The following is a 21,572-nucleotide window of genomic DNA, read 5'->3' as shown; positions in this document are numbered from 1 at the left end:
GTTGATAGGCCGGATCTGGAAGCCCAGTAATGGGTGGAGGTGACCGGTACTAATAGGCCGAGGGCTTGTCCTCAGTTGCTCGCGTCCACTGTGTTGGTTCTGAAACCACGAACAACCCCACGTTTGTCACAGAGCGTGGTGCGGTTGTCAGTTTCATAGTGTTTCGGTGGTTATAGCGTGAGGGAAACGCCCGGTTACATTCCGAACCCGGAAGCTAAGCCTCACAGCGCCGATGGTACTGCAGGGGGGACCCTGTGGGAGAGTAGGACGCCGCCGAACTCCTTTTAGAGCTCTGGCTCTTGGGCATCAGCCCAAGAGCCAGAGCTTTTTTGTGTTGAGGTAAGGTCAGTGGGAATCATCGGCACATTTTCTACTGGAGGCCCCCGGGTGGAGGTCCAGGAGACCCGCGTCCAGACAGACCGGGTCCTCACCATCCCGAACATCCTGAGCATGGCGCGTCTTGCCGGCGTGCCGCTCTTCCTGTGGCTGATCCTCAGGCCCGAGTTCGGCGGGCCGAACAGCGACGGCTGGGCCCTTCTCGTACTGGCGCTCAGCGGCATCAGTGACTATCTGGACGGCAAGCTGGCACGACGCTGGAACCAGATCAGCAGCCTCGGCCGGCTGCTCGACCCCGCGGCCGACCGGCTCTACATTCTCTCGACATTGGTCGGGCTCACCTGGCGTGAGATTCTCCCGCTCTGGCTGACCGGCATACTTCTCGCGCGTGAGCTGGTCCTGCTGGTCATGGTCGGCATCCTCAGACGGCACGGCTACCCGCCGCCGCAGGTTAACTTCCTGGGCAAGGCCGCCACCTTCAACCTGATGTACGCCTTCCCGTTGCTTCTCCTGAGTGACGGAAGTGGATGGATCGCGTCACTCGCGGCTGTTTTCGGATGGGCGTTCGCAGGGTGGGGTACAACCCTCTATTGGTGGGCAGGAGTCCTCTACGTGGTGCAGGTCCGCCGTCTCGTTCGTGCGGACGCCATGGCCGACTGAGCTCGCCCTTCGGCGGTAATAGTGGCTCGATGGCCCGTTGCGGAAAAGTGCGGGACAATCAAGGCGGGTGAAGTCGGCTAGACCGTCGTCTCTTAGAGGAGGACGCTTCCGACATGAAGGCCGTCGTGATGGCCGGAGGCGAAGGCACACGCCTTCGCCCCATGACCTCAAGCATGCCCAAGCCGCTCCTGCCGGTGGCCAACCGGCCGATCATGGAGCACGTTCTGAGGCTGCTCAAAAGGCACGGGCTCAACGAGACCGTCGTAACCGTGCAGTTCCTGGCATCGCTGGTCAAGAACTACTTCGGAGACGGCGAAGAGCTCGGGATGGAGCTCACCTATGCCAATGAGGAGAAGCCACTCGGTACCGCCGGAAGCGTCAAGAACGCCGAGGAAGCATTGAAGGACGATGCCTTCCTCGTCATCTCCGGAGATGCCCTGACCGACTTCGACCTCACCGAGCTGATCAACTTCCACAAGGAAAAGGGTGCGCTGGTCACCGTCTGCCTGACGCGCGTACCCAATCCGCTGGAATTCGGTATCACCATCGTGGACGAGGAAGGCAAGGTCGAGCGCTTCCTGGAGAAGCCGACCTGGGGCCAGGTCTTCTCGGACACGGTGAACACGGGCATCTATGTCATGGAGCCCGAGGTGTTCGACTACGTGGAACCCGACGTGCCGGTCGACTGGTCCGGCGATGTCTTCCCGCAGCTGATGAAGGAAGGCAAGCCGATCTACGGCTATATCGCCGAGGGCTACTGGGAGGACGTCGGTACGCACGAGAGCTATGTGAAGGCGCAGGCGGACGTCCTCGAGGGCAAGGTCGACGTCGAACTCGACGGGTTCGAGATCTCCCCGGGCGTATGGGTGGCCGAGGGCGCCGAGGTGCATCCCGACGCCGTTCTCCGCGGCCCCCTCTACATCGGTGACTACGCCAAGGTCGAAGCCGGTGCCGAGATCCGGGAGCACACGGTCGTGGGCTCGAACGTCGTGGTGAAGACCGGAGCCTTCATGCACCGGGCCGTGGTGCACGACAACGTGTACGTCGGTCAGCACAGCAATCTGCGCGGCTGCGTGGTCGGCAAGAACACCGACATCATGCGGGCCGCCAGGATCGAGGACGGCGCGGTCATCGGCGACGAGTGCCTGATCGGTGAAGAATCGATCGTGCAGGGCAATGTGCGGGTCTACCCGTTCAAGACCATCGAGGCCGGCGCCTTCGTCAACACATCGGTGATCTGGGAGTCGCGAGGACAGGCCAATCTGTTCGGTGCACGCGGTGTGTCCGGGATCCTGAACGTCGAGATCACGCCCGAGCTCGCCGTGCGCCTCGCCGGGGCCTATGCGACGACGCTGAAGAAGGGCGCCACGGTCACCACGGCACGTGACCACTCCCGTGGTGCCCGCGCGCTGAAGCGGGCCGTCATCTCCGCGTTGCAGGCCAGTGCCATCGACGTCCGCGACCTGGAGAACGTACCGCTGCCGGTCGCCCGGCAGCAGACCGCGCGCGGCAGTGCGGGCGGGATCATGATCAGGACCTCGCCCGGTGTGCCGGACTCCGTCGACATCATGTTCTTCGACGGACAGGGCGCGGACCTGTCCCAGGCCAGCCAGCGCAAGCTCGACCGGGTGTTCGCGCGTCAGGAGTACCGGCGTGCGTTCCCGGGAGAGATCGGGGACCTGTACTTCCCGGCCAGCGTGTTCGACTCGTACACGGGATCCCTGCTGCGGAACGTCGACACGACCGGTATCGCCGAGTCCGGGCTGAAGGTCGTCGTCGACGCGTCGAACGGCTCGGCGGGTCTCGTCCTGCCCAGCCTGCTCGGTAAGCTGGGCGTGGACTCGCTGACGATCAACCCCGGTCTGGACGAGTCCAGGCCGACGGAGAGCGCCGAGGTGCGGCGGGCCGGGCTGGTCAGGCTCGGTGAGATCGTGGCGTCCTCCAGGGCCGCGTTCGGCGTACGGTTCGACCCGGTCGGTGAGCGGCTCTCGCTCGTCGACGAGAAGGGGCGGATCGTGGAGGACGACCGGGCGCTGCTGGTGATGCTCGACCTCGTGGCCGCGGAGCGGCGCAGCGGCCGGGTGGCCCTGCCGGTGACCACGACCAGGATCGCCGAGCAGGTGGCCGCCTACCACGGGACCCAGGTGGAGTGGACGACGACCTCGCCCGACGACCTGACCAGGGTCGGGCGGGACGAGGCGACCATCTTCGGTGGGGACGGCAAGGGCGGATTCATCGTTCCCGAGTTCAGCAGCGTCTTCGACGGCACCGCGGCCTTCGTACGACTGATCGGTTTGGTGGCCCGGACACAGCTCACGCTGAGCCAGATCGACGCGCGGATCCCGAGGGCGCACGTCCTCAAGCGCGATCTGGCGACTCCGTGGGCCGTCAAGGGACTGGTGATGCGCCGGGTGGTCGAGGAGGCGGGAGACCGCTTCGTGGACACCACGGACGGGGTACGGGTCGTGGAGACCGACGGGCGCTGGGTGATGGTGCTGCCCGATCCGGCCGAGGCGGTCACCCACCTGTGGGCGGAAGGGCCGGACGACGCCTCCGCGCAGGCCCTGCTCGACGAGTGGGCGGCGGTCGTGGACAGCGCCGGCCGCTGACGGCCCGGTCCGTGGGCGTGCCGGACAAGTGTCCCCGAGGGGGCCTGTCCGGCACGTCGGAGGGGCCGTTCGGAGGTATGGGTCGCGACATGCGACGATGTGCGGCATGCCGCAGGAGCCCCCCGTTCGGAGTACATTCACGCGCCCGTCGCGTCCGGACGCGTCCATGTCGCTGCTCACCAACGTCATGGATCACAGCCTGGACGACGGATACGCCGAGGCAGCCGCCCGCAAGAAGGCCGAGGGCGGCGGTGGCCTGCCCCGGACGCTGAGCGGGAAGCTGGGTCTCGCCGGCGGTCTGGTGCTCGCCGCGCTGGTCGTGACGGTCGGCGCGGCGCAGGCCCGGATCGCGGCTCCGGTGGTCGCCAAGGAGCGCCAGGAGCTGATCGACCGCATCGACCGTGAGACGAAGGCGGCGGACGAGCTGGAGGGCACCGTCGACGAGCTCCGGGACGACGTGGGCGCACGGCAGCGGGAGGCGCTCCGCGACGACGGCGGCGACAGCCGGGCCGAACTGGTGGGCATTCTCTCGGGCGCCTCCGAGGTGCACGGGCCCGGCGTGAAACTGGTCGTGGACGATGCGAAGGAAGCCACCACCGGAGGAAACGGGGACCCGCGTGAGACCTCCGGGTTCTCCGACACCGGGCGGGTGCGCGACCGGGACATGCAACGCGTGGTCAACGGGCTGTGGGAGTCGGGCGCCGAGGCGATCTCCATCAACGGACAGCGCCTGACTGCGCTGTCGGCGATCCGGGCCGCGGGGGACGCGATACTGGTCGACAACAGGCCGCTGGTGCCGCCTTACACGGTGCTCGCGGTGGGGGACGGGAAGCGGCTGAGCGCCAAGTTCCAGGACAGTGCCGACGGCCTGTATCTGAACGCCTTGCAGGAGAACTACGGCATCCGGACCGCCATCTCCACGGAGAGCGACCTCCGGTTGCCGGCCGCACCGAGTGTGATCGTACGTACAGCACAGCCGATATCCGAGAAGGGCACATCGTGATCGCCGTACTGGGCCTCGTCGTGGGAGTCGTGGCCGGCCTTTTGGTCCGCCCTGAGGTTCCGGCGGTCGTCGAGCCTTATCTGCCGATCGCCGTCGTGGCGGCGCTCGACGCCGTCTTCGGAGGTCTGCGGGCCATGCTCGACGGGATCTTCGACGACAAGGTGTTCGTCGTGTCGTTCCTGTCGAACGTGGTCGTGGCGGCCCTGATCGTCTTCCTGGGCGACAAGTTGGGCGTGGGCGCCCAGCTGTCCACGGGTGTCGTGGTCGTCCTCGGCATCCGCATCTTCTCCAATGCCGCGGCCATCCGTCGGCACGTGTTCCGGGCGTGAGACCGACGATGAGCAACCAGGACGAACAGCCTGAGCCGCGCGGGCCCGAGCAGCATCGGCCCGAGCCCGAGCAGCCCGAGCAGCCCGAGCCGGAGGAGCGTCGGCCCGAGCCCGCCCCCGCGCGGCCCGAGTCGGGGGAGCGTCGCCCCGAGCCTGAGCTTGAGCAGCCTCGGCCGGAGTCTGAGCAGTCGCGGCCGGAGCTTGAGCCCGTGCGGCGCCGGCCTGAGCCGCGTCGGGTCGAGCCTGAGCGGACGCAGCCTGCGCCGCAGGCGCCGGAGCCGCGTCGGCCCGAGCTCGAGCGGTTGCGCCAGCTTCGGTCCGAGGTGGAGCGGCGCCAGCCGGAGCCGCGTCGGTCCGAGCCTCAGCCTGAGCGGCCGCAGCCTGAGCGGCCGCAGCCTGAGCGGCCGCAGCCTGAGCGGCCGCAGCCTGAGCGGCCGCAGCCTGAGCGGTCACAGCCGGAGCCGCGTCGGGTCGAGCCCGAGCGGCCGCAGCCTGTGCAGCAGCGGCCGGAGCCGCACCGGCCCGAGCCCGAACGCCCCCTGATACAGCAGCCGCAGCCCCGGCCGGAGTGGTCCCGTCTGCAGCCGGAGCGGCCGCGGCCCCAACCCGAGCCGCCCCGGCCGCAGCCGGAATGGTCGCGGCCTCGACCCGAGCAGTCTCAGCCGCAGCCGGAGTGGTCCCGGCCCGAGCAAGGGCTGCGCAGGGAACTGCCCGACGAGGTGCCCGCGCAGCCTGTCCAGGCCGAGCAGCCGGCCGACACGGCGGCAGAGCCCGTGCTGTCCGGTCGGCAGCGACTGGCGCAGGGGCTGTGGCCGCCGCGTCTGTCGCGGGCCCAACTCATCGTGGCCGTGCTGCTGTTCGGTCTCGGCTTCGGACTGGCGGTGCAGGTGGCGTCGAACAGCGACAGCGACAGCGCGCTGCGCGGCGCACGCCAGGAAGATCTTGTTCGGATCCTCGATGAACTGGATGACCGTACTCAGCGTCTTGAGGACGAGAAGCAAGGTCTCGAGAAGCAGCGCGACGAGCTGGAGAACAGCTCCGACCAGGCCGAGGAGGCCCGTAAGCAGACGCTCGAGAAGGAGCGGCAACTCGGCATCCTCGCGGGCACGGTGGCCGCGCAGGGGCCCGGCATCACGATGACGGTCGAGGACACGAAGGGGACGGTCCAGGCGGACATGCTGCTCGACGCGATCCAGGAACTGCGTGCCGCAGGCGCGGAGGCGATCCAGGTGAACGGGGTGCGCGTGGTCGCAGGCACGTATCTGACAGAGTCCGGAAAGAGTGTGAGCGTCGACGGGAACAAGATCAACGCTCCGTATCGTTTCACTGTCATCGGCAAGCCGCAGGATCTCGAACCGGCGCTCAACATCCCTGGAGGCGTGGTGCAGACACTGGAGAAGGAGCAGGCCACGGTTACCGTCGAGCGTTCGAGCAAGATCGTCGTGAATGCCTTGCGGGCGGCGGAGCGGCCTGACTACGCTCGGTCGTCCTCCCAGTGAACCGGGGGTGCATGGTGGTCGTCGGCCCAGGGCATCAGGTTGCGGGGGGTCGGCGCACCGAATGGGTGGTGCGTGGTGGAAACTGTCTGGTGGATACGGACGTTGTGAAGATGTCCGGGTCGACCGGTGTATTGAGTCAGGGTTCGTCCTGCCCCACGGGCGGGTCTGTTTCGGTCAAGGGGAATCGCCCGTGAAGTTGTTTGCGAAGTTGTTCGGCAAGAGCGCTCGAGAGGGTAGCGAAAACGCGACCGCTCGCCATCGCGCACAGCCCGACGCGGACGGCCAGCGGCCGTTGTTCCGGGACCAGGTGGCTGGCCCGGGTGGTGACGTCTCCGGAGGTCAGGGCGCGGCGTCAGTTGACCCTGCCCAGTCCGGCGGCATAGGTTTCGGGCAACCGTCAACCTCAAGTTCGGGTGGAGGGTTTTCCGTGTCGGCCCTGGTGTGTACGAGGTGCGGCAACCGCAACGGCGAAAACAGCCGCTTCTGTTCCAACTGTGGCGCACCGCTGCGCCCCGGTCTGACGCCCGAGCGGGCGTCCGAGACGACGTCCACGATCTCGATCTCGGGGATCGAGGCCTACGACGCCGAGGTCACCGGCCAGACGGCGGTGCCGGCGCTGTCGCCCGAGGCGCAGGCGGCCGTCGACGCACTGCCGCTGGGTTCCGCGCTCCTGGTGGTGCGCCGGGGCCCGAACTCGGGCAGCCGCTTCCTCCTGGACGGCGAGCTGACCACGGCAGGGCGGCACCCGCAGAGCGACATCTTCCTCGACGACGTGACGGTCTCGCGTCGGCACGTGGAGTTCCGGCGTGGCCAGGACGGCACGTTCACGGTCGCCGACGTGGGCAGTCTCAACGGCACGTACGTCAACCGTGAGCGGATCGACGAGGTCCCGCTGGCCAACGGCGACGAGGTACAGATCGGCAAGTACCGGCTGGTCTTCTACGCGAGCCAGCGAGGCTACTGACCCTCCCCCGGACCCTGCGTCCGGGGGGACCCCCAGGGAAGGTCCATGCTTCGAACACCGGGCGGCGGTGCCGGGCACGGCACCGCCGAGGCGGACAGCGGGCTGATGAGTATCGGCTCGGTGCTGAACACGCTGCGCGAGGAGTTCCCCGAGGTCACCATCTCCAAGATCCGATTCCTGGAGTCGGAGGGCCTCATCGAGCCGCAGCGGACCCCTTCGGGGTATCGCAAGTTCAGCATCAAGGATGTCGAGCGTCTCGGCCATGTCCTGAGGATGCAGCGCGACCACTATCTGCCGCTCAAGGTGATCCGTGAGCACCTGGACGCCATGGAGCGCGGGGAGGCCGTACGGCTGCCCGCGCTGGGGCGCCAGCGGGAGGGCGAGGCCGTCCCGGAGGTCTCCGACGGCTTCACCGCGGCCCGGATCGGGCGGGCCGAGCTGCTCGCCGCCGCGGAGGTCGGCGAACGCGAGCTCGAGGAGTGGCAGTCCTACGGGCTCATCACCCCGCTGGAGGGCGGAGTGTATGACGCCGAGGCGGTCACGGTCGCCTCGCTCGTCATCGAGCTGGGGCGGTTCGGGATCGAGCCTCGCCATCTGAGGCTCATGAAGGCCGCCGCGGACCGTGAGGCCGGGCTGGTGGATCAGGTGGTGGCCCCGCTCAGACGGCACCGCAACCCGCAGACCAGGGCACACGCCGAGGACCGCACCAAGGAGCTCGCGGGGCTCACGACGAAGCTGCACGCGGCGCTGGTGCAGACCGCGCTCGGGGTCCGGCTGCCTTGAGAGCCGGGCACCCCGGGCCTCCCGGACGGCGTGATCGGGCGCCCGTTCCCGGCCCGACTACCCAAACATCCCGGGCACGGCCTAGGGTTGCTGTGTGAACGAGCTCGATGTCGTAGGTGTCCGGGTCGAAATGCCCTCCAACCAACCGATCGTGCTCCTGCGTGAAGTGGGAGGCGACCGTTACCTCCCTATCTGGATCGGGCCGGGGGAGGCGACGGCGATCGCTTTCGCCCAGCAGGGCATGGCCCCCGCGCGACCGCTGACCCACGACCTGTTCAAGGACGTGCTCGAAGCCGTCGGCCAGGAGCTCACCGAAGTGCGTATCACGGACCTGCGTGAGGGCGTCTTCTACGCGGAGCTGGTGTTCGCCAGCGGGGTCGAGGTCAGTGCCCGTCCGTCCGATGCCATAGCGCTGGCGCTGCGTACCGGGACGCCGATCTACGGCAGCGACACGGTCCTGGACGACGCGGGCATCGCGATCCCGGACGAGCAGGAGGACGAGGTGGAGAAGTTCCGTGAGTTCCTCGACCAGATCTCACCCGAGGACTTCGGCAGCAGCAGCCAGTAGGCGCTGAGCGGGCGTGTCGCCCCGGTCGGGTGGCGCGCCACGGCGGCGGCAATTGCCAGCGGCCAGTGAGTGCGTCCTACGGCTCCGCCCGAGAGCATTCGGCTAGCCTTTCCCCGCGGTGAGGTACGGGAAACCACTCCTAGGGTGATTATCACTCGGCGTGCCGAGTGTGGCGATCGTTGACGCACCCCTGGTGACTGCCTACCGTCGAGGAGGCAGGTCAAGGACGGAGGTCGGCGTGAGCAGCAGCGGCGGCGGTATGGCTGGGGGTGCCCCCGGACGCGGTTTCGGGGCGAGCGGCCCGTACCCGCTTCACGGTCATGCGGCCGACCATGCTCCGCAGCGGCCTTCGGCAGTGCCGAGCAGCGGAGGGGCGACGTCCATGGCGTCCGAGCAGATCGGCTATCGGGGTCCGACGGCCTGCGCGGCCGCCGGCATCACCTACCGGCAGCTCGACTACTGGGCCCGTACCGGCCTGGTCGAACCGAGCGTGCGGCCCGCCCACGGGTCCGGGACGCAGCGGTTGTACAGCTTCCGCGACGTGGTCGTCCTGAAGATCGTCAAGCGGTTCCTCGACACCGGGGTGTCGTTGCAGAACATCCGTACCGCCGTGCGGCACCTGAAGGAGCGGGGCTTCAGCGACCTGGAGCGCATGACGCTGATGAGCGACGGCGCGACGGTGTACGAGTGCACCTCGCCCGACGAGGTCCACGCGCTGCTCCAGGGCGGGCAGGGCGTCTTCGGGATCGCCGTGGGCGTGGTGTGGCGGGACGTGGAGAGCGCCCTGTCACAGCTGCACGGGGAGCGGATCGACACCGGGGAGACCCTGGTCGGACCCAACCCGGCCGACGAGCTGGCGCGGCGGCGCAACCGGGCCGTCTGAGTCCGCCCCGGCGCCGCGCGAGGGCATTGTCAGTGGCGTAGGGCAGCATCGGAGATGTGAGAACCGCGCCCACGATCCTGCATCTCGACATGGATGCCTTCTTCGCCTCGGCGGAGCAGGCGTCCAAGCCGAGTCTGCGCGGGAAGGCCGTCGTCGTGGGCGGGATCGGGCCGCGCGGGGTGGTGGCGACCGCTTCGTACGAGGCACGGGTCTTTGGCGTCAGCTCGGCGATGCCCACGGCTCAGGCCCGTCGGCTGGTGCCGAACGCGGCCTACCTCGTGCCCCGCTTCGGGTTCTACCGTTCGATCAGCGAGCAGGTGATGGAGCTGCTGCGGGCGCTGTCGCCGTTGGTGGAGCCGCTGAGTCTGGACGAGGCGTTCGTGGACCTGGAGGCCGGTGGAGCGGCCTGGGACACGGGGTCGGCCCGGTCGGCGGGGGAGAAGCTGCGTGCCGACATACGGGCGGTGACGGGGCTCACGGGGTCCGTGGGGCTGGCCGCGTCGAAGATGCTTGCGAAGATCGCCTCCGAGCAGGCCAAGCCGGACGGTCTGGTGCTGATCGACCCGGGCACCGAGCGGGCGCTGCTCGGGCCCAAGCCGGTACGGATCCTGCCGGGCGTCGGTCCGGCCACCGGCGACCATCTGCGGCGGGCCGGGATCACCACGGTCGACGAGATCGCCGGGGCCGGCGAGGACGAGCTCGTCCGGCTGCTGGGCAAGGCGCACGGCCACGCGCTGTACGCGATGGCGCTGGCGCGCGACGACCGGCCCGTGGTGGCCGAGCGGGAGGCCAAGTCGGTGTCGGTCGAGGACACGTACGACGTGGACATCCACGACCGGCTCAGGGTTGGGTTCGAGGTGGCGCGGCTGGCCGACCGGTGCGTGGGGCGGCTGCGCGGGGCCGGTCTGTCCGGGCGGACCATCGTGCTGAAGGTGCGGCGGTACGACTTCTCCACCCTGACCCGGTCCGAGACGCTGCGTGGCCCCACCGACGATCCGGCCGTCGTGCGCGAGGCGGCGGCCCGGCTGCTCGATTCCGTGGACACCACGGGCGGCGTAAGGCTGCTCGGGGTGGGGGTGACCGGGCTGGCCGACTACACGCAGGAGGACCTGTTCGCGCAGGCGGCCGGCGAACAGGCGGGCGAGCTGGAGGGGGAGGCTGCCGCGGACGAGGTCGTGCCGCAGCCGCCGGAGCCGGCCGAGCGGCACTGGCCGGCGGGTCACGACGTACGGCATGCCGAGCACGGGCACGGGTGGGTGCAGGGCAGCGGCCTGGGCCGGGTCACCGTCCGGTTCGAGACGCCCGACTCCGCACCCGGTCGGGTGCGGACCTTCCGTATCGACGACCCCGACCTGGAACCGGCGGATCCACTGCCGCTGGTACGGCGAAGACCGGCGGAGGACGAGAGTCCGGGAGTGGTTCGCGGTGCCGAGGAAGCGGCAGCGGAGGGAGAACCGTTCGACGGGGAGCCGCTGGACGGAGAACCGTTCGACGGGGAACCGGTGGACGGCGAGCCGGCGACCGCTGGGGAGCGCGCGACCGGCTGACGGCGGGCTCGGTGGTCTTGACGGGACGGAGTCGTGGCTGCCCGGAACGGTCCGGGTTCCGGCTGTGCGGAACGGCCGGGCCCCAGCAGCGGCAGCGGAAGCTGTCCAGGGCTACCGTCCGCTCACCCGCGAGCGCATCCCGTGGGCGGTCCGTGCGCGCCCGGGCGCGTTCCGTCGGCCCTCGCCCGACGTGCGGGGTGCCCGTCCGGGCGGGAAGTCGGGTGCGAGGTGTCGCGGGGGCGGTCGGGCGGGGCGGTGGCGTCAGGACTCGTCCGGGCCGGCCAGCTTGCCGAAGTCGTGGTCCGGGAAGGGGGGCGGGGCGGCGATGTCGAGACCGTAGTGGTGGTAGAGCTGGAGTTCCTGCTCGGGGGAGAGGTGACGGCCGACGCCGAAGTCGGGGGCGTCCTTGATCAGAGTGCGGTCGAACGGGATGCGCAGCGCGCCCTCGACCAGTTCGCTGGGCTCGAGCGGAACGAAAGCGTCCCTCGAGAACAGGCCGGTACGTATGGCTGCCCACTCCGGTACGCCGGTCGCGTCGTCGAGGTACACCTCGTCGACGGTGCCGATCTTGGTGCCGTTGCGGTCGAACGCCTTGCGGCCGATCAGGTTGCGCGGATCGATATCGGTCTGCACGGTCCCTCCTCCAGGTCGCAAACTCATCCGTAAGCACTACAAAAGAGCACATTCAGGAAGGTGGCCACTCGAAGACTCCCACGTTGACCTCGCTGGTAGTCTGGCAAGCGGCTGCTGACCCCGCGCGGGAGAGTCCTCCGGACATCACCGGAGGCGCCGAAGGAGCAAATCCTCCCCGGAATCTCTCAGGCACACGTACCGCACGGACGAGGTCACTCTGGAAAGCAGGACGGGTGTCGACGACCCGCGTCCTCACCGACGGTGAAAGCCGGTGACCCCGCTCAAGGTGATCCGGTGAAGCTCTCAGGTTGAGATGACAGAGGGGGAGGCCGTCCGGGTACCCGCGCCAGGGTGCCCCTCGCAGGTCGCGTCAGACCAGGAGGCCTCCGCAATGACCGCCCACCGCACCCCGCTCTTCGAACTCGAACAGGGCATCCCGTTCGAGCAGCGCCACATCGGGCCCGACCACGAGGCGCGGGCCAAGATGCTCGCCCACGTCGGCTACGGCTCGCTGGACGACCTCACAGCGGCCGCGGTGCCGGATGTGATCAAGAACGCAGACGCTCTCGACCTGCCGGGCGCGCGCACCGAGGCCGAGGTGCTGGCCGAGCTGCGCTCCCTGGCCGACCGCAACCAGGTCCTCGGCTCGATGATCGGCCTCGGCTACTACGGGACCTTCACGCCGCCCGTCATCCTGCGCAACGTGATGGAGAACCCGGCCTGGTACACGGCGTACACGCCGTACCAGCCGGAGATCTCGCAGGGCCGCCTGGAAGCCCTGCTGAACTTCCAGACCATGGTCGCCGAACTCACCGGGCTGCCGACCTCCGGCGCCTCGCTGCTGGACGAGGGCACGGCCGCCGCCGAGGCGATGGCGCTGTCCCTGCGCATGGGCAAGAACAAGAAGGGCCTGTTCCTGGTCGACGCGGACGCGCTGCCGCAGACCGTCGCCGTGATCGAGACCCGCGCCGAGCCGACCGGCGTCGAGGTGGTCGTCGCCGACCTCAGCGACGGCATCCCGGCCGAGCTCGCCGAGCGCGAGATCAACGGCGTACTCCTCCAGTACCCGGGCGCCTCCGGTGCCGTGCGCGACCTCAAGCCGGTCATCGACCAGGCCCACGGGCTGGGCGCGCTGGTCACGGTCGCCGCCGACCTGCTCGCGCTGACGCTGCTCACCTCGCCGGGCGAGCTGGGCGCGGACATCGCGGTCGGCACCACCCAGCGCTTCGGCGTGCCGATGGGCTTCGGCGGACCGCACGCCGGTTACATGGCGGTGCACGAGAAGTTCGCGCGCAGCCTGCCCGGTCGTCTCGTGGGCGTCTCCGTCGACGCCGACGGCAACCGGGCCTACCGCCTCGCCCTGCAGACGCGCGAGCAGCACATCCGCCGGGAGAAGGCGACCAGCAACATCTGCACCGCGCAGGTGCTGCTCGCCGTGATGGCGGGCATGTACGCGGTCTACCACGGGCCCGACGGTCTCAAGGCGATCGCCGCCCGCACCCACCGCTACGCCACGCTGCTCGCCGCGGGCCTCACCGCCGGCGGTGTCGAGGTCGTGCACGGCGCGTTCTTCGACACGCTCACCGCGCGGGTCCCGGGCCGGGCCGCCGAGACCGTGGCCGCCGCCCGCGAGCGCGGGGTCAACCTGCACCTCGTCGACGCCGACCGGGTGTCCCTGTCCTGCGACGAGACCACCACGCGCGCGCAGCTCGCCGCCGTGTGGACCGCGTTCGGGGTCGAGGCCGACATCGAGGCGCTGGACGCGGTCACCGAGGAGGCCCTGCCGGCCGCGCTGCTGCGCACCGACGCCTACCTGACCCACCCGGTCTTCCACCAGCACCGCTCGGAGACCGCGATGCTGCGCTACCTGCGCAGGCTCTCCGACCGCGACTACGCGCTCGACCGGGGCATGATCCCGCTGGGCTCCTGCACCATGAAGCTGAACGCGACCACCGAGATGGAGCCGGTCACCTGGCCCGAGTTCGGTCAGCTGCACCCCTTCGCGCCCGCCGAGCAGGCGCAGGGCTACCTCACGCTCATCCGTGAGCTGGAGGAGCGGCTCGCCGAGGTCACCGGCTACGACAAGGTGTCCCTCCAGCCCAACGCCGGTTCCCAGGGCGAGCTGGCCGGTCTCCTCGCGGTGCGCGGCTACCACCGGGCCAACGGCGACGACCAGCGGACCGTCTGCCTGATCCCGTCCTCCGCGCACGGCACGAACGCCGCCAGCGCCGTCATGGCCGGCATGAAGGTCGTCGTCGTCAAGACCGCCGAGGACGGCGAGATCGACGTCGAGGACCTCCGGGCGAAGATCGAGCAGCACCGCGAGCGGCTGTCGGTGCTGATGATCACGTACCCCTCCACGCACGGCGTGTTCGAGGAGCACGTCGCCGACATCTGCGCGCAGGTGCACGAGGCGGGCGGCCAGGTCTACGTCGACGGGGCCAACCTCAACGCGCTCGTGGGGCTCGCCAAGCCGGGGCACTTCGGCGGCGACGTCTCGCACCTGAACCTGCACAAGACGTTCTGCATCCCGCACGGCGGCGGCGGTCCCGGCGTCGGCCCCGTGGCCGTACGGTCGCACCTCGCGCCGTACCTGCCCAACCACCCGATGCAGCCCGCGGCCGGTCCGGAGACCGGTGTCGGCCCGATCTCGGCGGCCCCGTGGGGTTCCGCGGGCATCCTGCCGATCTCGTGGGCGTACGTCCGCCTGATGGGCGGCGAGGGACTCAAGCGGGCCACGCAGGTGGCGGTGCTCTCCGCCAACTACATCGCCAAGCGCCTGGAGCCGCACTACCCGGTGCTCTACACCGGCCCCGGCGGTCTGGTCGCGCACGAGTGCATCATCGACCTGCGGCCGCTGACCAAGGCGACCGGCGTGAGCGTCGACGACGTCGCCAAGCGGCTGATCGACTACGGCTTCCACGCGCCGACGATGTCGTTCCCGGTGGCCGGGACGCTGATGATCGAGCCGACCGAGTCCGAGGACCTGATCGAGCTGGACCGTTTCTGCGACGCGATGATCGCCATCCGCGCGGAGATCGAGAAGGTCGGCGCGGGCGACTGGCCGGCCGGTGACAACCCGCTGGGCAACGCCCCGCACACCGCCGCCGCGCTCGGCGGGGAGTGGGAGCACGCCTACAGCCGCGAGGAGGCCGTCTTCCCGGCCGGTGTCTCGGCCGCCGACAAGTACTGGCCGCCGGTGCGCCGGATCGACCAGGCCTTCGGCGACCGGAACCTGGTCTGCTCGTGCCCGCCGCTGGACGCGTACGACGACTGAGCACTCGGCCGGCCCACGGGCCGGTGAAGGACCGGTCCGCCCGGTCCCCACGCTCCCGTCGAGGGGTGCGGGGACCGGGCGGACCGGGTTCGGGGCTTCGGCACCCGCCGCTCGGCGGCGGGTGCCGGGGGGCTCCGTTCCGGCCTGCGCGGCCGGGGCGGAGCCCCCTTGCGCGTCACACGGACGCGAGGGACACCTCGGTCGACTTGATCAGCACGGTGACGGCCGAGCCCGCCGACAGGCCGAGATCGGCCGCGGAGTCCCGGGTGATCGCCGAGGTCAGCACGGCACCGTCGACGGCGACCTTGACGGTGGCCATGGCGCCGCCCGCGGCGACGTCCCGGACCGTGCCGGGCAGCCGGTTGCGGATGGACAGGCCCTCGACCGGCCCGGTGGCGAGGGCGACCTCGGTGGACTTCACCAGGGCGTGCACCGCGGCGCCCGGCGTCAGGCCGAGCTCCTCGACCGCCTCCCGGGTGATCGCCGCGGTGAGGTCCTGGCCCCCGGCCAGCCGGACCTTCACCGTCGCCATGACCTCGCCCGGGGTGACGGCGGTCACGGTGCCGGGGAGCTGGTTGCGGATGCTCAGGCTCATGGGGAACGCCTCGCAGACGGTGGGGTGCGTCGGGCTCTGGGCCTCGGGTGGCCCCACCGTAACCAGGCCGGGCCGTCAGGCCGGGTATGTGTGCGTCTGCGTCGCCTTCACGGTCGCCCAGACCGATGCGCCCGGATGCAGATCGAGCTCGGCCGCGGCGACCGTGGTGAGGTCCGCGGCCACCGGGAGTTCGCCGGTGAGGTCGGCCCGGATCCGGTCGCCGTGGGTCTCCAGGCCCGCGACCTCGCAGCGCCACAGGTTGCGGGCGCTGGAGCCGGTGGGACGGTCCCGGTACAGGGTGACCGCGTTCGGCGGGAACGCCACGAAGACCTCGCCCGACAGGGACTCGGTGGTGGTGACGGCGGGGCCGGCCTCGAGGCGGACCGTGTGCCCGTCGGACCGTCCTCGGTAGAGGTTCAGGCCGACCAGTTGCGCGACGTAGTCGGTACGCGGGTGACGGGCGATGTCGGTCGGGGCGCCCTCCTGGACGACGCGACCGTGCTCGACGACGACCAGCCGGTCGGCCAGCACCATGGCGTCGAGCGGATCGTGGGTGACCAGCACGGCGACGGCCTCGAACTCGGCCAGATGGCGGCGCAGCCGACTCCGTACCTCCAGCCTGGTACGGGCGTCCAGGGCGGCGAGGGGCTCGTCCAGGAGCAGCAGGCGCGGGCGGGTGGCCAGTGCGCGGGCCAGGGCGACCCGCTGGGCCTGACCGCCGGAGAGACGGCGGGGCCTGGCGTCGGCGTGGTCGGCCAGACCCATACGGTCCAGCCACTGCGCGGCCAGGGAGCGGGCCTGCGCCTTGGAGCTGCCCCGGCAGCGCGGGCCGAAGGCCACGTTGTCCAGGGCCGTCAGGTGGGGGAAGAGCAGATAGTCCTGGAAGACCACACCGACCGGACGGGACTCGGGAGGCGTGCCCTCGAGCGGGACGCCGTCGAGGCGCAGATGGCCGCCGGAGGGCGGGACGAGGCCGGCGAGTACGCGCAGGGCCGTGGTCTTGCCCGCGCCGTTGGGGCCGAGCAGGGCGACGACGTCACCGGGCGCGGCCGTCAGCGAGACGTCCAGGCGGAACGTGCCGCGGTCCACGACGAGACGGGCGTCGAGGCCCTGGTCGTGCGTGCCCACGGGGGCGGGGTGGACCCGGTCGGCGTCGAGGTCGGTCATGAGGCAATCGTCCGGCAGAGTCGGGGGCAGGGACAGGGGCAGGGGCGAGCGTAGGGGAGGGGTGGTGCGGGACGGGCGGGCCGCCGTGCCGGCCGGCTCGTCCGTCCCGCAGGTGTCGTCGGTGTCGTCGCTGTCATGACGTGGTGATCCAGCGGTCCCGCAGGCCCGCCAGTACCGCGATCGACACGGCCAGCAGCACCAGGCTGAGGGCGATCGCCGCCTCCGGGTCGCTCTGGAGCGCCAGGTAGACCGCGAGCGGCATGGTCTGGGTGCGGCCGGGAAAGTTGCCCGCGAAGGTGATCGTCGCGCCGAACTCGCCGAGCGCACGGGCCCAGGCGAGCACGGCGCCCGCCGCGATGCCCGGGGCGATCAGCGGCAGGGTGACCCGGCGGAACGCGGTGAAACGGGAGGCGCCCAGCGTGGTGGCCGCCTCCTCGTAGCGGGGGTCGGCGGCCCGCAGGGTGCCCTCCACGCTGATCACGAGGAACGGCATCGCCACGAACGTCTCCGCGACGACGACGCCCGCAGTGGTGAAGGGCAGGGTGATGCCGAACCAGGCGTCCAGCCACTGTCCGACGACCCCGTTGCGGCCGAGCGCGAGCAGCAGCGCGACACCGCCGACGACCGGGGGCAGCACCAGCGGCAGGGTGACCAGGGCCCGTACGAGGCCACGGCCGGGGAAGTCCGTACGGGCCAGTACCCAGGCCAGCGGGACGCCCACGACGAGACTCGCCGCGGTCGCCGCCGTGGCGCACAAGAGGGACAGCCGGAGGGCCTGCCAGACCTCCGGGCTGGTCAGTTGCCCGGGCATGTCGCTCCAGGGCGCCCGGACGATCAGGGCGACCAGCGGTACGAGCAGGAACGCGAGGCCGAGCAGCGCGGGCAGCAGCAGGGGCAGGGGGATGCCCCGGTTTCCGTTGCGGGAACGGCCGCGCCGCGGACGTTCCCGGTGGGTGTCGTCCGCGGCGTCGGCCTTGTCGGTGGGGATCACGGCTCCAGGAATCCGGCCTGGGTCAGGACCTGCCGACCCTCGGCGGACTGCACCAGCGCGATGAACGCCTTGCCGGCCTCGGCGTTGGGGGCGTCCTTGAGCAGGGCGATCGGGTAGTCGTTGACGGCGCCGGCGGACTCGGGGAACTCCACACCCTCCACCTTGTCACCCGCGGCGTGCACATCGGTCTTGTAGACGACCGCCGCGTCGGCCTCCTTCAGCTCGACCTTGGTCAGGGCGCTCTTGACGTCCTGCTCGTAGGAGACCGGGGTGAGCTTCAGCTCGGCGGCGTCGAGGGCCTTCTGGGCGGCGGCGCCGCACGGCACCGTCTTGTCGCACAGGACGACCTTCAGGCCGGACTTGGTGAGGTCCTTGAGCGAGGCGACCTTGTCGGGGTTGCCCGGCAGGGTCGCGATCTCCAGCTGGTTGCGGACGAAGGTGGCGGGCGTGGTGGCCGCGTCCTTCTTGTCCGTCACGATCGCCATGGTCTTGGGACTGGCGGCGGCGAACACGTCGGCGGGGGCGCCGCCGGTGATGCTCGCCGCGAGGGTGTCGCTGCCGCCGAAGTTGAAGGTGACCTTCGTGCCCGGGTGCTCCTTCTCGAACTGCTTGCCGAGGGCCGTGAAGCTCTCCTTCAGCGAGGCGGCCGCGAAGACGGTCACCGTGCCGGAGAGCTTCGGCGACGCCGACGTCGAGGAGTCGGACCTGGCGGCGGAGTCGGAGTCCGAACCGGAGGAGGAGCAGGCGCTCAGTGCCAGCAGCGCGGCGACGCCCGCACCAACCAGCTGCAAGGTCCGGTGGGTCCGGCGGATCCGGCGTGCGGGACGGGTCATCACGGGTCTACTCCCTTGGCTGCTTCACGTCGGGGTCCGGTGGGCCCCTCCACGGTCTCTTTCGGACCGTGCCCGATGATACTGCCGCATATGCGAGGCGTAACTCTTCTGTTGCATCGCATGATCTGCCACGATCCCGGGTTGAGGTGGGCATGTGCGTTTCCGCCAGGCCCTCCGCCGGGTACCGTCAAGCGGGAGGTGGTGGCACGTGACGCTCGCGGAACTCTCCCTGACCGGCGACCTCGCCCGCCCGGCCCGTCTGACCGTGCCGGATCTGCTCGGCTGGCCCCAGCACCGGGTGCGGGTCCGCTTCGAGTGCGCCACCAGCGGGACGCAGCACCACCGGTTCACCGGCCCGCGTCTCTACGACGTGCTGTCCGACGCGGGTCCCGGATTCGACCCGGTCCGACGCAAGGACCGGCTGCGCTTCCTGATCGCCGTCACCGGTTCCGACGGACACCACGCCCTGTTGTCCTGGGCCGAGATCGACCCCGACTTCGCCCACGCGCCCGTGCTGCTCGCGGTGAGCATCGACGACGACGCCCTCGACCGCTCCGGACCCCAGCTCGTCCTGCCGCAGGACCGCTGCGGGGCCCGGCACATCAGCGGCATCAGCGCGATCCGCGTCGACGGGGGCTACGACTGGCGACGGCCGGTGCCCGCCACACCCGGCCCCGGGTCGGCGGCGGCTTCGTGAACCGGGCACCTGTCGTCCGCCGGGTCCCGCGGGGCGGAGGCCGCGCATGCTGCTGCGTCAGCCGGAGTACCTCGTGGCGCTCGCGCGTGAGCGCCACTTCGCGCGGGCGGCGGCCGCCTGCCATGTCTCGCAGCCGTCACTGTCCGCCGCGATCAGCCGCCTGGAACACGAACTGGGCGTGCCGGTCGTACGGCGGGGGCGACGGTACGAGGGACTGACCCTGGAGGGGGAAGTCGTCCTGGCCCGGGCGCACCGCATCCTCGCCGAGCGCGACGCACTGCACCAGGAGCTGTCGATGCTGCGCGGTGGGCTCGCCGGCACGCTGCGGCTCGCCGTCGTACCCACCGCACTGCCCGTCGCCTCCCTGCTGACCACCCCGTTCTGCGACCGCCATCCGCGAGCCCGGGTCGCGCTGGAGTCGCTGTCCTCGGCCGACATCACCCAGGGGCTCGGCGGGTTCGAGCTGGACGCGGCGATGACGTACCTGGAGGACGACGCACTGCGCAACGTGCGCCGGATCCCGCTCCACGAGGAGCGGTACGTGCTGCTCACCCCCGTCGGCGGCGCGCTGGGCGAGGCGCGCGCGGCCCGCTGGCCCCAGGCCGCGGAGCTGCCGCTGTGCCTGCTCGGCCCGCGCAGCGGACGACTGGCGGGCTACGCGGGCGACGTCTGGTTCCCGCAGCCGGCACCCGCCGACCACCCCTGGCGCACCATGCCGCACCACGGCATGACCCCGCACATCTCCGGCTCCTCGCTGTCCGCGCAGGCCCGTTACGCGGCCGGCAGCCGGGAGATCCTGGAGTGCTGGCCGGCGGGGCGGCCGGTCCGGGAGGAGTACCTGATCGTGGACGGGGGAGCGCTGGCGGGGGCCGGCGCGCACGCCTGCTCCGTGCACGGGTGACCGGTGGGGGCCGCCGCCCGCTTCAGACCCGGTCGATGTGCACGTTCGTCGACTTCACCCGGGCGGTGGCCTCCATGCCGACCTCCAGGCCCAGTTCCTCCACGGCCTCGCGGGTGAGCAGGGAGACCAGGCGGTGCGGGCCCGCCTGGATCTCGACCTGGGCCGCGACATCGCCGAGCTTGATCGCGGTGACGATGCCGGGGAAGGCGTTGCGGACCGAGGTGTACGGGGTGTCCTCGTCGCCGCCGCCGGGCCTGGCCAGCTCGACGGAGAACGCGGCGAGGTCCTTGCCGTCGATGACCCGGCGGCCGCTGTCGTCGCGGTGCGTGGTCACCCGGCCCGCGTCCGCCCAGCGCCGGGCGGTGTCGGGGCTCACGCCGAGCAGCCGTGCCGCCTGTCCGATTGTGTAGGACTGCATACGCGTCACGATAGGGCCGGGAACCCGTGCAGGTGACATGGGGTCGGCCGACGCACCTGGGGTCGCGGGCCGGGACCGTGGGCCGTGCGGGTCACGGGGAGACCGTCGCGGGCCCGTCCCGGCGCGTCCTGTTCAGGAGATCCCGGAGCGTTCGAGCACGGCCCGCGCGGTCTCGTCGTCGATCTCCCGGCGCAGCCGCTCCAGCACCTCGGTGCCCTCCCGCAGCGTGCCCCGTTCGAGCGACCGGCGTGCGCCGGTGTCCAGGTCGTGCCAGAGCAGCGGGTCGGCGGCCAGCACGCGGGGATCGAGTTCCACCCGGTGACCGAAGGCGTCCCGCAGGACCAGGCGCGCGGAGAGCCCCGGGCACTGCCGTACCTCCGTCAGCGCGTCGGTACGGACCAGGTGCCGGCGCACCGGACCGCGCACCGCCAGCCAGCAGCGGCCCGCGGTGACGCGCTGCGGCAGCAGGGCGAGCAGGAGCACCAGGGAGAGGGCCGGCCACAGCAGGGCGCGCGCCGGTGTCAGGGTTCCGGCACCCCAGTCGAGCAGGAAGGTCAGGCCGCACAGGACCAGGGCGCAGCCCACCGCGTACCGGACGCCGGCGCGCCAGCGACGGTCGCCGTCCGGGGGCAGGCGCCGGAGGCGGGACGGGGTGAGCGAGGTGGTGGGGACCATGAGTCCCACGTTAGGTCCGCGCCCCCGGAACCGGACGTGCGCTGACGCGGCCCTGACGCCGTAGGGCCGGGTCCTGACGGGATCCATACGGGTCCTCGCGGCACCGGGACCGGGGGACCGGGGCCTCGGCCGCGACAGGCGCCTGGTCCCGCCCGCGACAAGCCCCCACGACAAGCCCCCGCGGCAGCCCCCGTGCAGACGCAC

General features: G+C 70.9%; 20 protein-coding genes, 1 rRNA gene and 1 riboswitch. Of the genes, 14 read left to right on the top strand and 7 right to left on the bottom strand.

Annotated elements, in window-relative coordinates; genetic code table 11:
- Positions 1 to 162: 162 nt before the first annotated feature.
- The 11 genes from rrf (at position 163) to ACWC24_RS10255 (ending at position 11,181) form a co-directional block, all read left to right on the top strand.
- Positions 163 to 279: ribosomal RNA gene (gene rrf, locus ACWC24_RS10305) — 5S ribosomal RNA — on the top strand.
- A 108-nt stretch (positions 280 to 387) separates the two neighbouring features.
- Entirely contained in the window at positions 388 to 996 is a 609-nt protein-coding gene (locus ACWC24_RS10300) for a CDP-alcohol phosphatidyltransferase family protein (RefSeq protein WP_351616052.1), read from the top strand.
- A 113-nt stretch (positions 997 to 1,109) separates the two neighbouring features.
- Complete coding sequence (locus ACWC24_RS10295) at positions 1,110 to 3,605, top strand: sugar phosphate nucleotidyltransferase (protein ID WP_450662388.1); 2,496 nt, start codon at positions 1,110 to 1,112, stop codon at positions 3,603 to 3,605.
- 166 nt (positions 3,606 to 3,771) lie between these two features.
- Complete coding sequence (locus ACWC24_RS10290; protein ID WP_450662387.1) at positions 3,772 to 4,608, top strand: DUF881 domain-containing protein; 837 nt, start codon at positions 3,772 to 3,774, stop codon at positions 4,606 to 4,608.
- Positions 4,605 to 4,937 (top strand): small basic family protein, encoded by a 333-nt coding sequence (locus ACWC24_RS10285; protein ID WP_003988855.1) that lies wholly within the window; start codon positions 4,605 to 4,607, stop codon positions 4,935 to 4,937. The genes ACWC24_RS10290 and ACWC24_RS10285 overlap by 4 nt, the downstream gene beginning before the upstream one ends.
- Positions 4,938 to 5,656: 719 nt before the next feature.
- Complete coding sequence (locus ACWC24_RS10280; RefSeq protein ID WP_450662400.1) at positions 5,657 to 6,436, top strand: DUF881 domain-containing protein; 780 nt, start codon at positions 5,657 to 5,659, stop codon at positions 6,434 to 6,436.
- Positions 6,437 to 6,497: 61 nt separating this feature from the next.
- A complete protein-coding gene (locus ACWC24_RS10275) occupies positions 6,498 to 7,400 on the top strand; it encodes an FHA domain-containing protein (RefSeq protein ID WP_450662386.1) in 903 nt (300 codons plus the stop codon).
- Positions 7,401 to 7,445: 45 nt separating this feature from the next.
- Positions 7,446 to 8,183 (top strand): transcriptional regulator FtsR, encoded by a 738-nt coding sequence (ftsR, locus tag ACWC24_RS10270; protein WP_450662385.1) that lies wholly within the window; start codon positions 7,446 to 7,448, stop codon positions 8,181 to 8,183.
- 94 nt (positions 8,184 to 8,277) lie between these two features.
- The gene (locus tag ACWC24_RS10265) at positions 8,278 to 8,751 is read left to right on the top strand and encodes a bifunctional nuclease family protein (RefSeq protein ID WP_003988851.1); all 474 of its coding nucleotides are present in this window, start codon (positions 8,278 to 8,280) and stop codon (positions 8,749 to 8,751) included.
- A gap of 238 nt (positions 8,752 to 8,989) precedes the next feature.
- On the top strand, positions 8,990 to 9,634 hold the full coding sequence (locus tag ACWC24_RS10260) for a MerR family transcriptional regulator (protein WP_450662384.1): 645 nt from the start codon (positions 8,990 to 8,992) through the stop codon (positions 9,632 to 9,634).
- A gap of 56 nt (positions 9,635 to 9,690) precedes the next feature.
- Positions 9,691 to 11,181, top strand: a complete 1,491-nt coding sequence (locus tag ACWC24_RS10255) for a DNA polymerase IV (protein WP_450662383.1) — start codon at positions 9,691 to 9,693, stop codon at positions 11,179 to 11,181.
- 261 nt (positions 11,182 to 11,442) lie between these two features.
- On the opposite strand, the gene ACWC24_RS10250 is transcribed toward ACWC24_RS10255, so the two are convergent.
- Positions 11,443 to 11,814: a PRC-barrel domain-containing protein gene (locus ACWC24_RS10250; RefSeq protein ID WP_450662382.1), complete on the bottom strand. Its 372-nt coding sequence runs from the start codon at positions 11,812 to 11,814 to the stop codon at positions 11,443 to 11,445.
- Between the two features lie 115 nt (positions 11,815 to 11,929).
- Positions 11,930 to 12,025: riboswitch (glycine riboswitch) on the top strand.
- A gap of 180 nt (positions 12,026 to 12,205) precedes the next feature.
- On the opposite strand from ACWC24_RS10250, the gene gcvP reads away from it, so the two are divergent.
- Complete coding sequence (gene gcvP / locus ACWC24_RS10245) at positions 12,206 to 15,091, top strand: aminomethyl-transferring glycine dehydrogenase (RefSeq protein ID WP_450662381.1); 2,886 nt, start codon at positions 12,206 to 12,208, stop codon at positions 15,089 to 15,091.
- Between the two features lie 175 nt (positions 15,092 to 15,266).
- Here the strand turns inward: gcvP and ACWC24_RS10240 are convergent, their stop codons facing one another.
- The 4 genes from ACWC24_RS10240 to modA all read right to left on the bottom strand — a co-directional run bounded on the left by ACWC24_RS10240 (position 15,267) and on the right by modA (position 18,677).
- On the bottom strand, positions 15,267 to 15,686 hold the full coding sequence (locus tag ACWC24_RS10240; RefSeq protein ID WP_450662380.1) for a TOBE domain-containing protein: 420 nt from the start codon (positions 15,684 to 15,686) through the stop codon (positions 15,267 to 15,269).
- A gap of 75 nt (positions 15,687 to 15,761) precedes the next feature.
- The gene (locus ACWC24_RS10235; protein ID WP_450662379.1) at positions 15,762 to 16,853 is read right to left on the bottom strand and encodes an ABC transporter ATP-binding protein; all 1,092 of its coding nucleotides are present in this window, start codon (positions 16,851 to 16,853) and stop codon (positions 15,762 to 15,764) included.
- A 133-nt stretch (positions 16,854 to 16,986) separates the two neighbouring features.
- A complete protein-coding gene (locus ACWC24_RS10230) occupies positions 16,987 to 17,844 on the bottom strand; it encodes an ABC transporter permease (RefSeq protein WP_450662378.1) in 858 nt (285 codons plus the stop codon).
- Positions 17,841 to 18,677 (bottom strand): molybdate ABC transporter substrate-binding protein, encoded by an 837-nt coding sequence (gene modA, locus ACWC24_RS10225; RefSeq protein ID WP_450662377.1) that lies wholly within the window; start codon positions 18,675 to 18,677, stop codon positions 17,841 to 17,843. The genes ACWC24_RS10230 and modA overlap by 4 nt, the downstream gene beginning before the upstream one ends.
- A 208-nt stretch (positions 18,678 to 18,885) precedes the next feature.
- On the opposite strand from modA, the gene ACWC24_RS10220 reads away from it, so the two are divergent.
- Both ACWC24_RS10220 and ACWC24_RS10215 read left to right on the top strand, forming a co-directional pair.
- Positions 18,886 to 19,374 carry a molybdopterin-dependent oxidoreductase gene (locus ACWC24_RS10220; RefSeq protein ID WP_450662376.1) on the top strand — a complete coding sequence of 163 codons (489 nt, stop codon included), beginning with the start codon at positions 18,886 to 18,888 and terminating at the stop codon, positions 19,372 to 19,374.
- Between the two features lie 46 nt (positions 19,375 to 19,420).
- Positions 19,421 to 20,275 (top strand): LysR family transcriptional regulator, encoded by an 855-nt coding sequence (locus ACWC24_RS10215; RefSeq protein ID WP_450662375.1) that lies wholly within the window; start codon positions 19,421 to 19,423, stop codon positions 20,273 to 20,275.
- A 22-nt stretch (positions 20,276 to 20,297) separates the two neighbouring features.
- Here the strand turns inward: ACWC24_RS10215 and ACWC24_RS10210 are convergent, their stop codons facing one another.
- Positions 20,298 to 20,693, bottom strand: a complete 396-nt coding sequence (locus tag ACWC24_RS10210; protein ID WP_450662374.1) for a TOBE domain-containing protein — start codon at positions 20,691 to 20,693, stop codon at positions 20,298 to 20,300.
- A gap of 132 nt (positions 20,694 to 20,825) precedes the next feature.
- Positions 20,826 to 21,368 (bottom strand): hypothetical protein, encoded by a 543-nt coding sequence (locus ACWC24_RS10205; protein ID WP_450662373.1) that lies wholly within the window; start codon positions 21,366 to 21,368, stop codon positions 20,826 to 20,828.
- Positions 21,369 to 21,572: the final 204 nt, after the last annotated feature.

The sequence above is a fragment of the Streptomyces sp. NPDC001443 genome (assembly GCF_053597355.1).
Note: the sequence above shows the minus strand (reverse complement) of the source record. Positions and strands in the feature narration are given on the sequence as shown.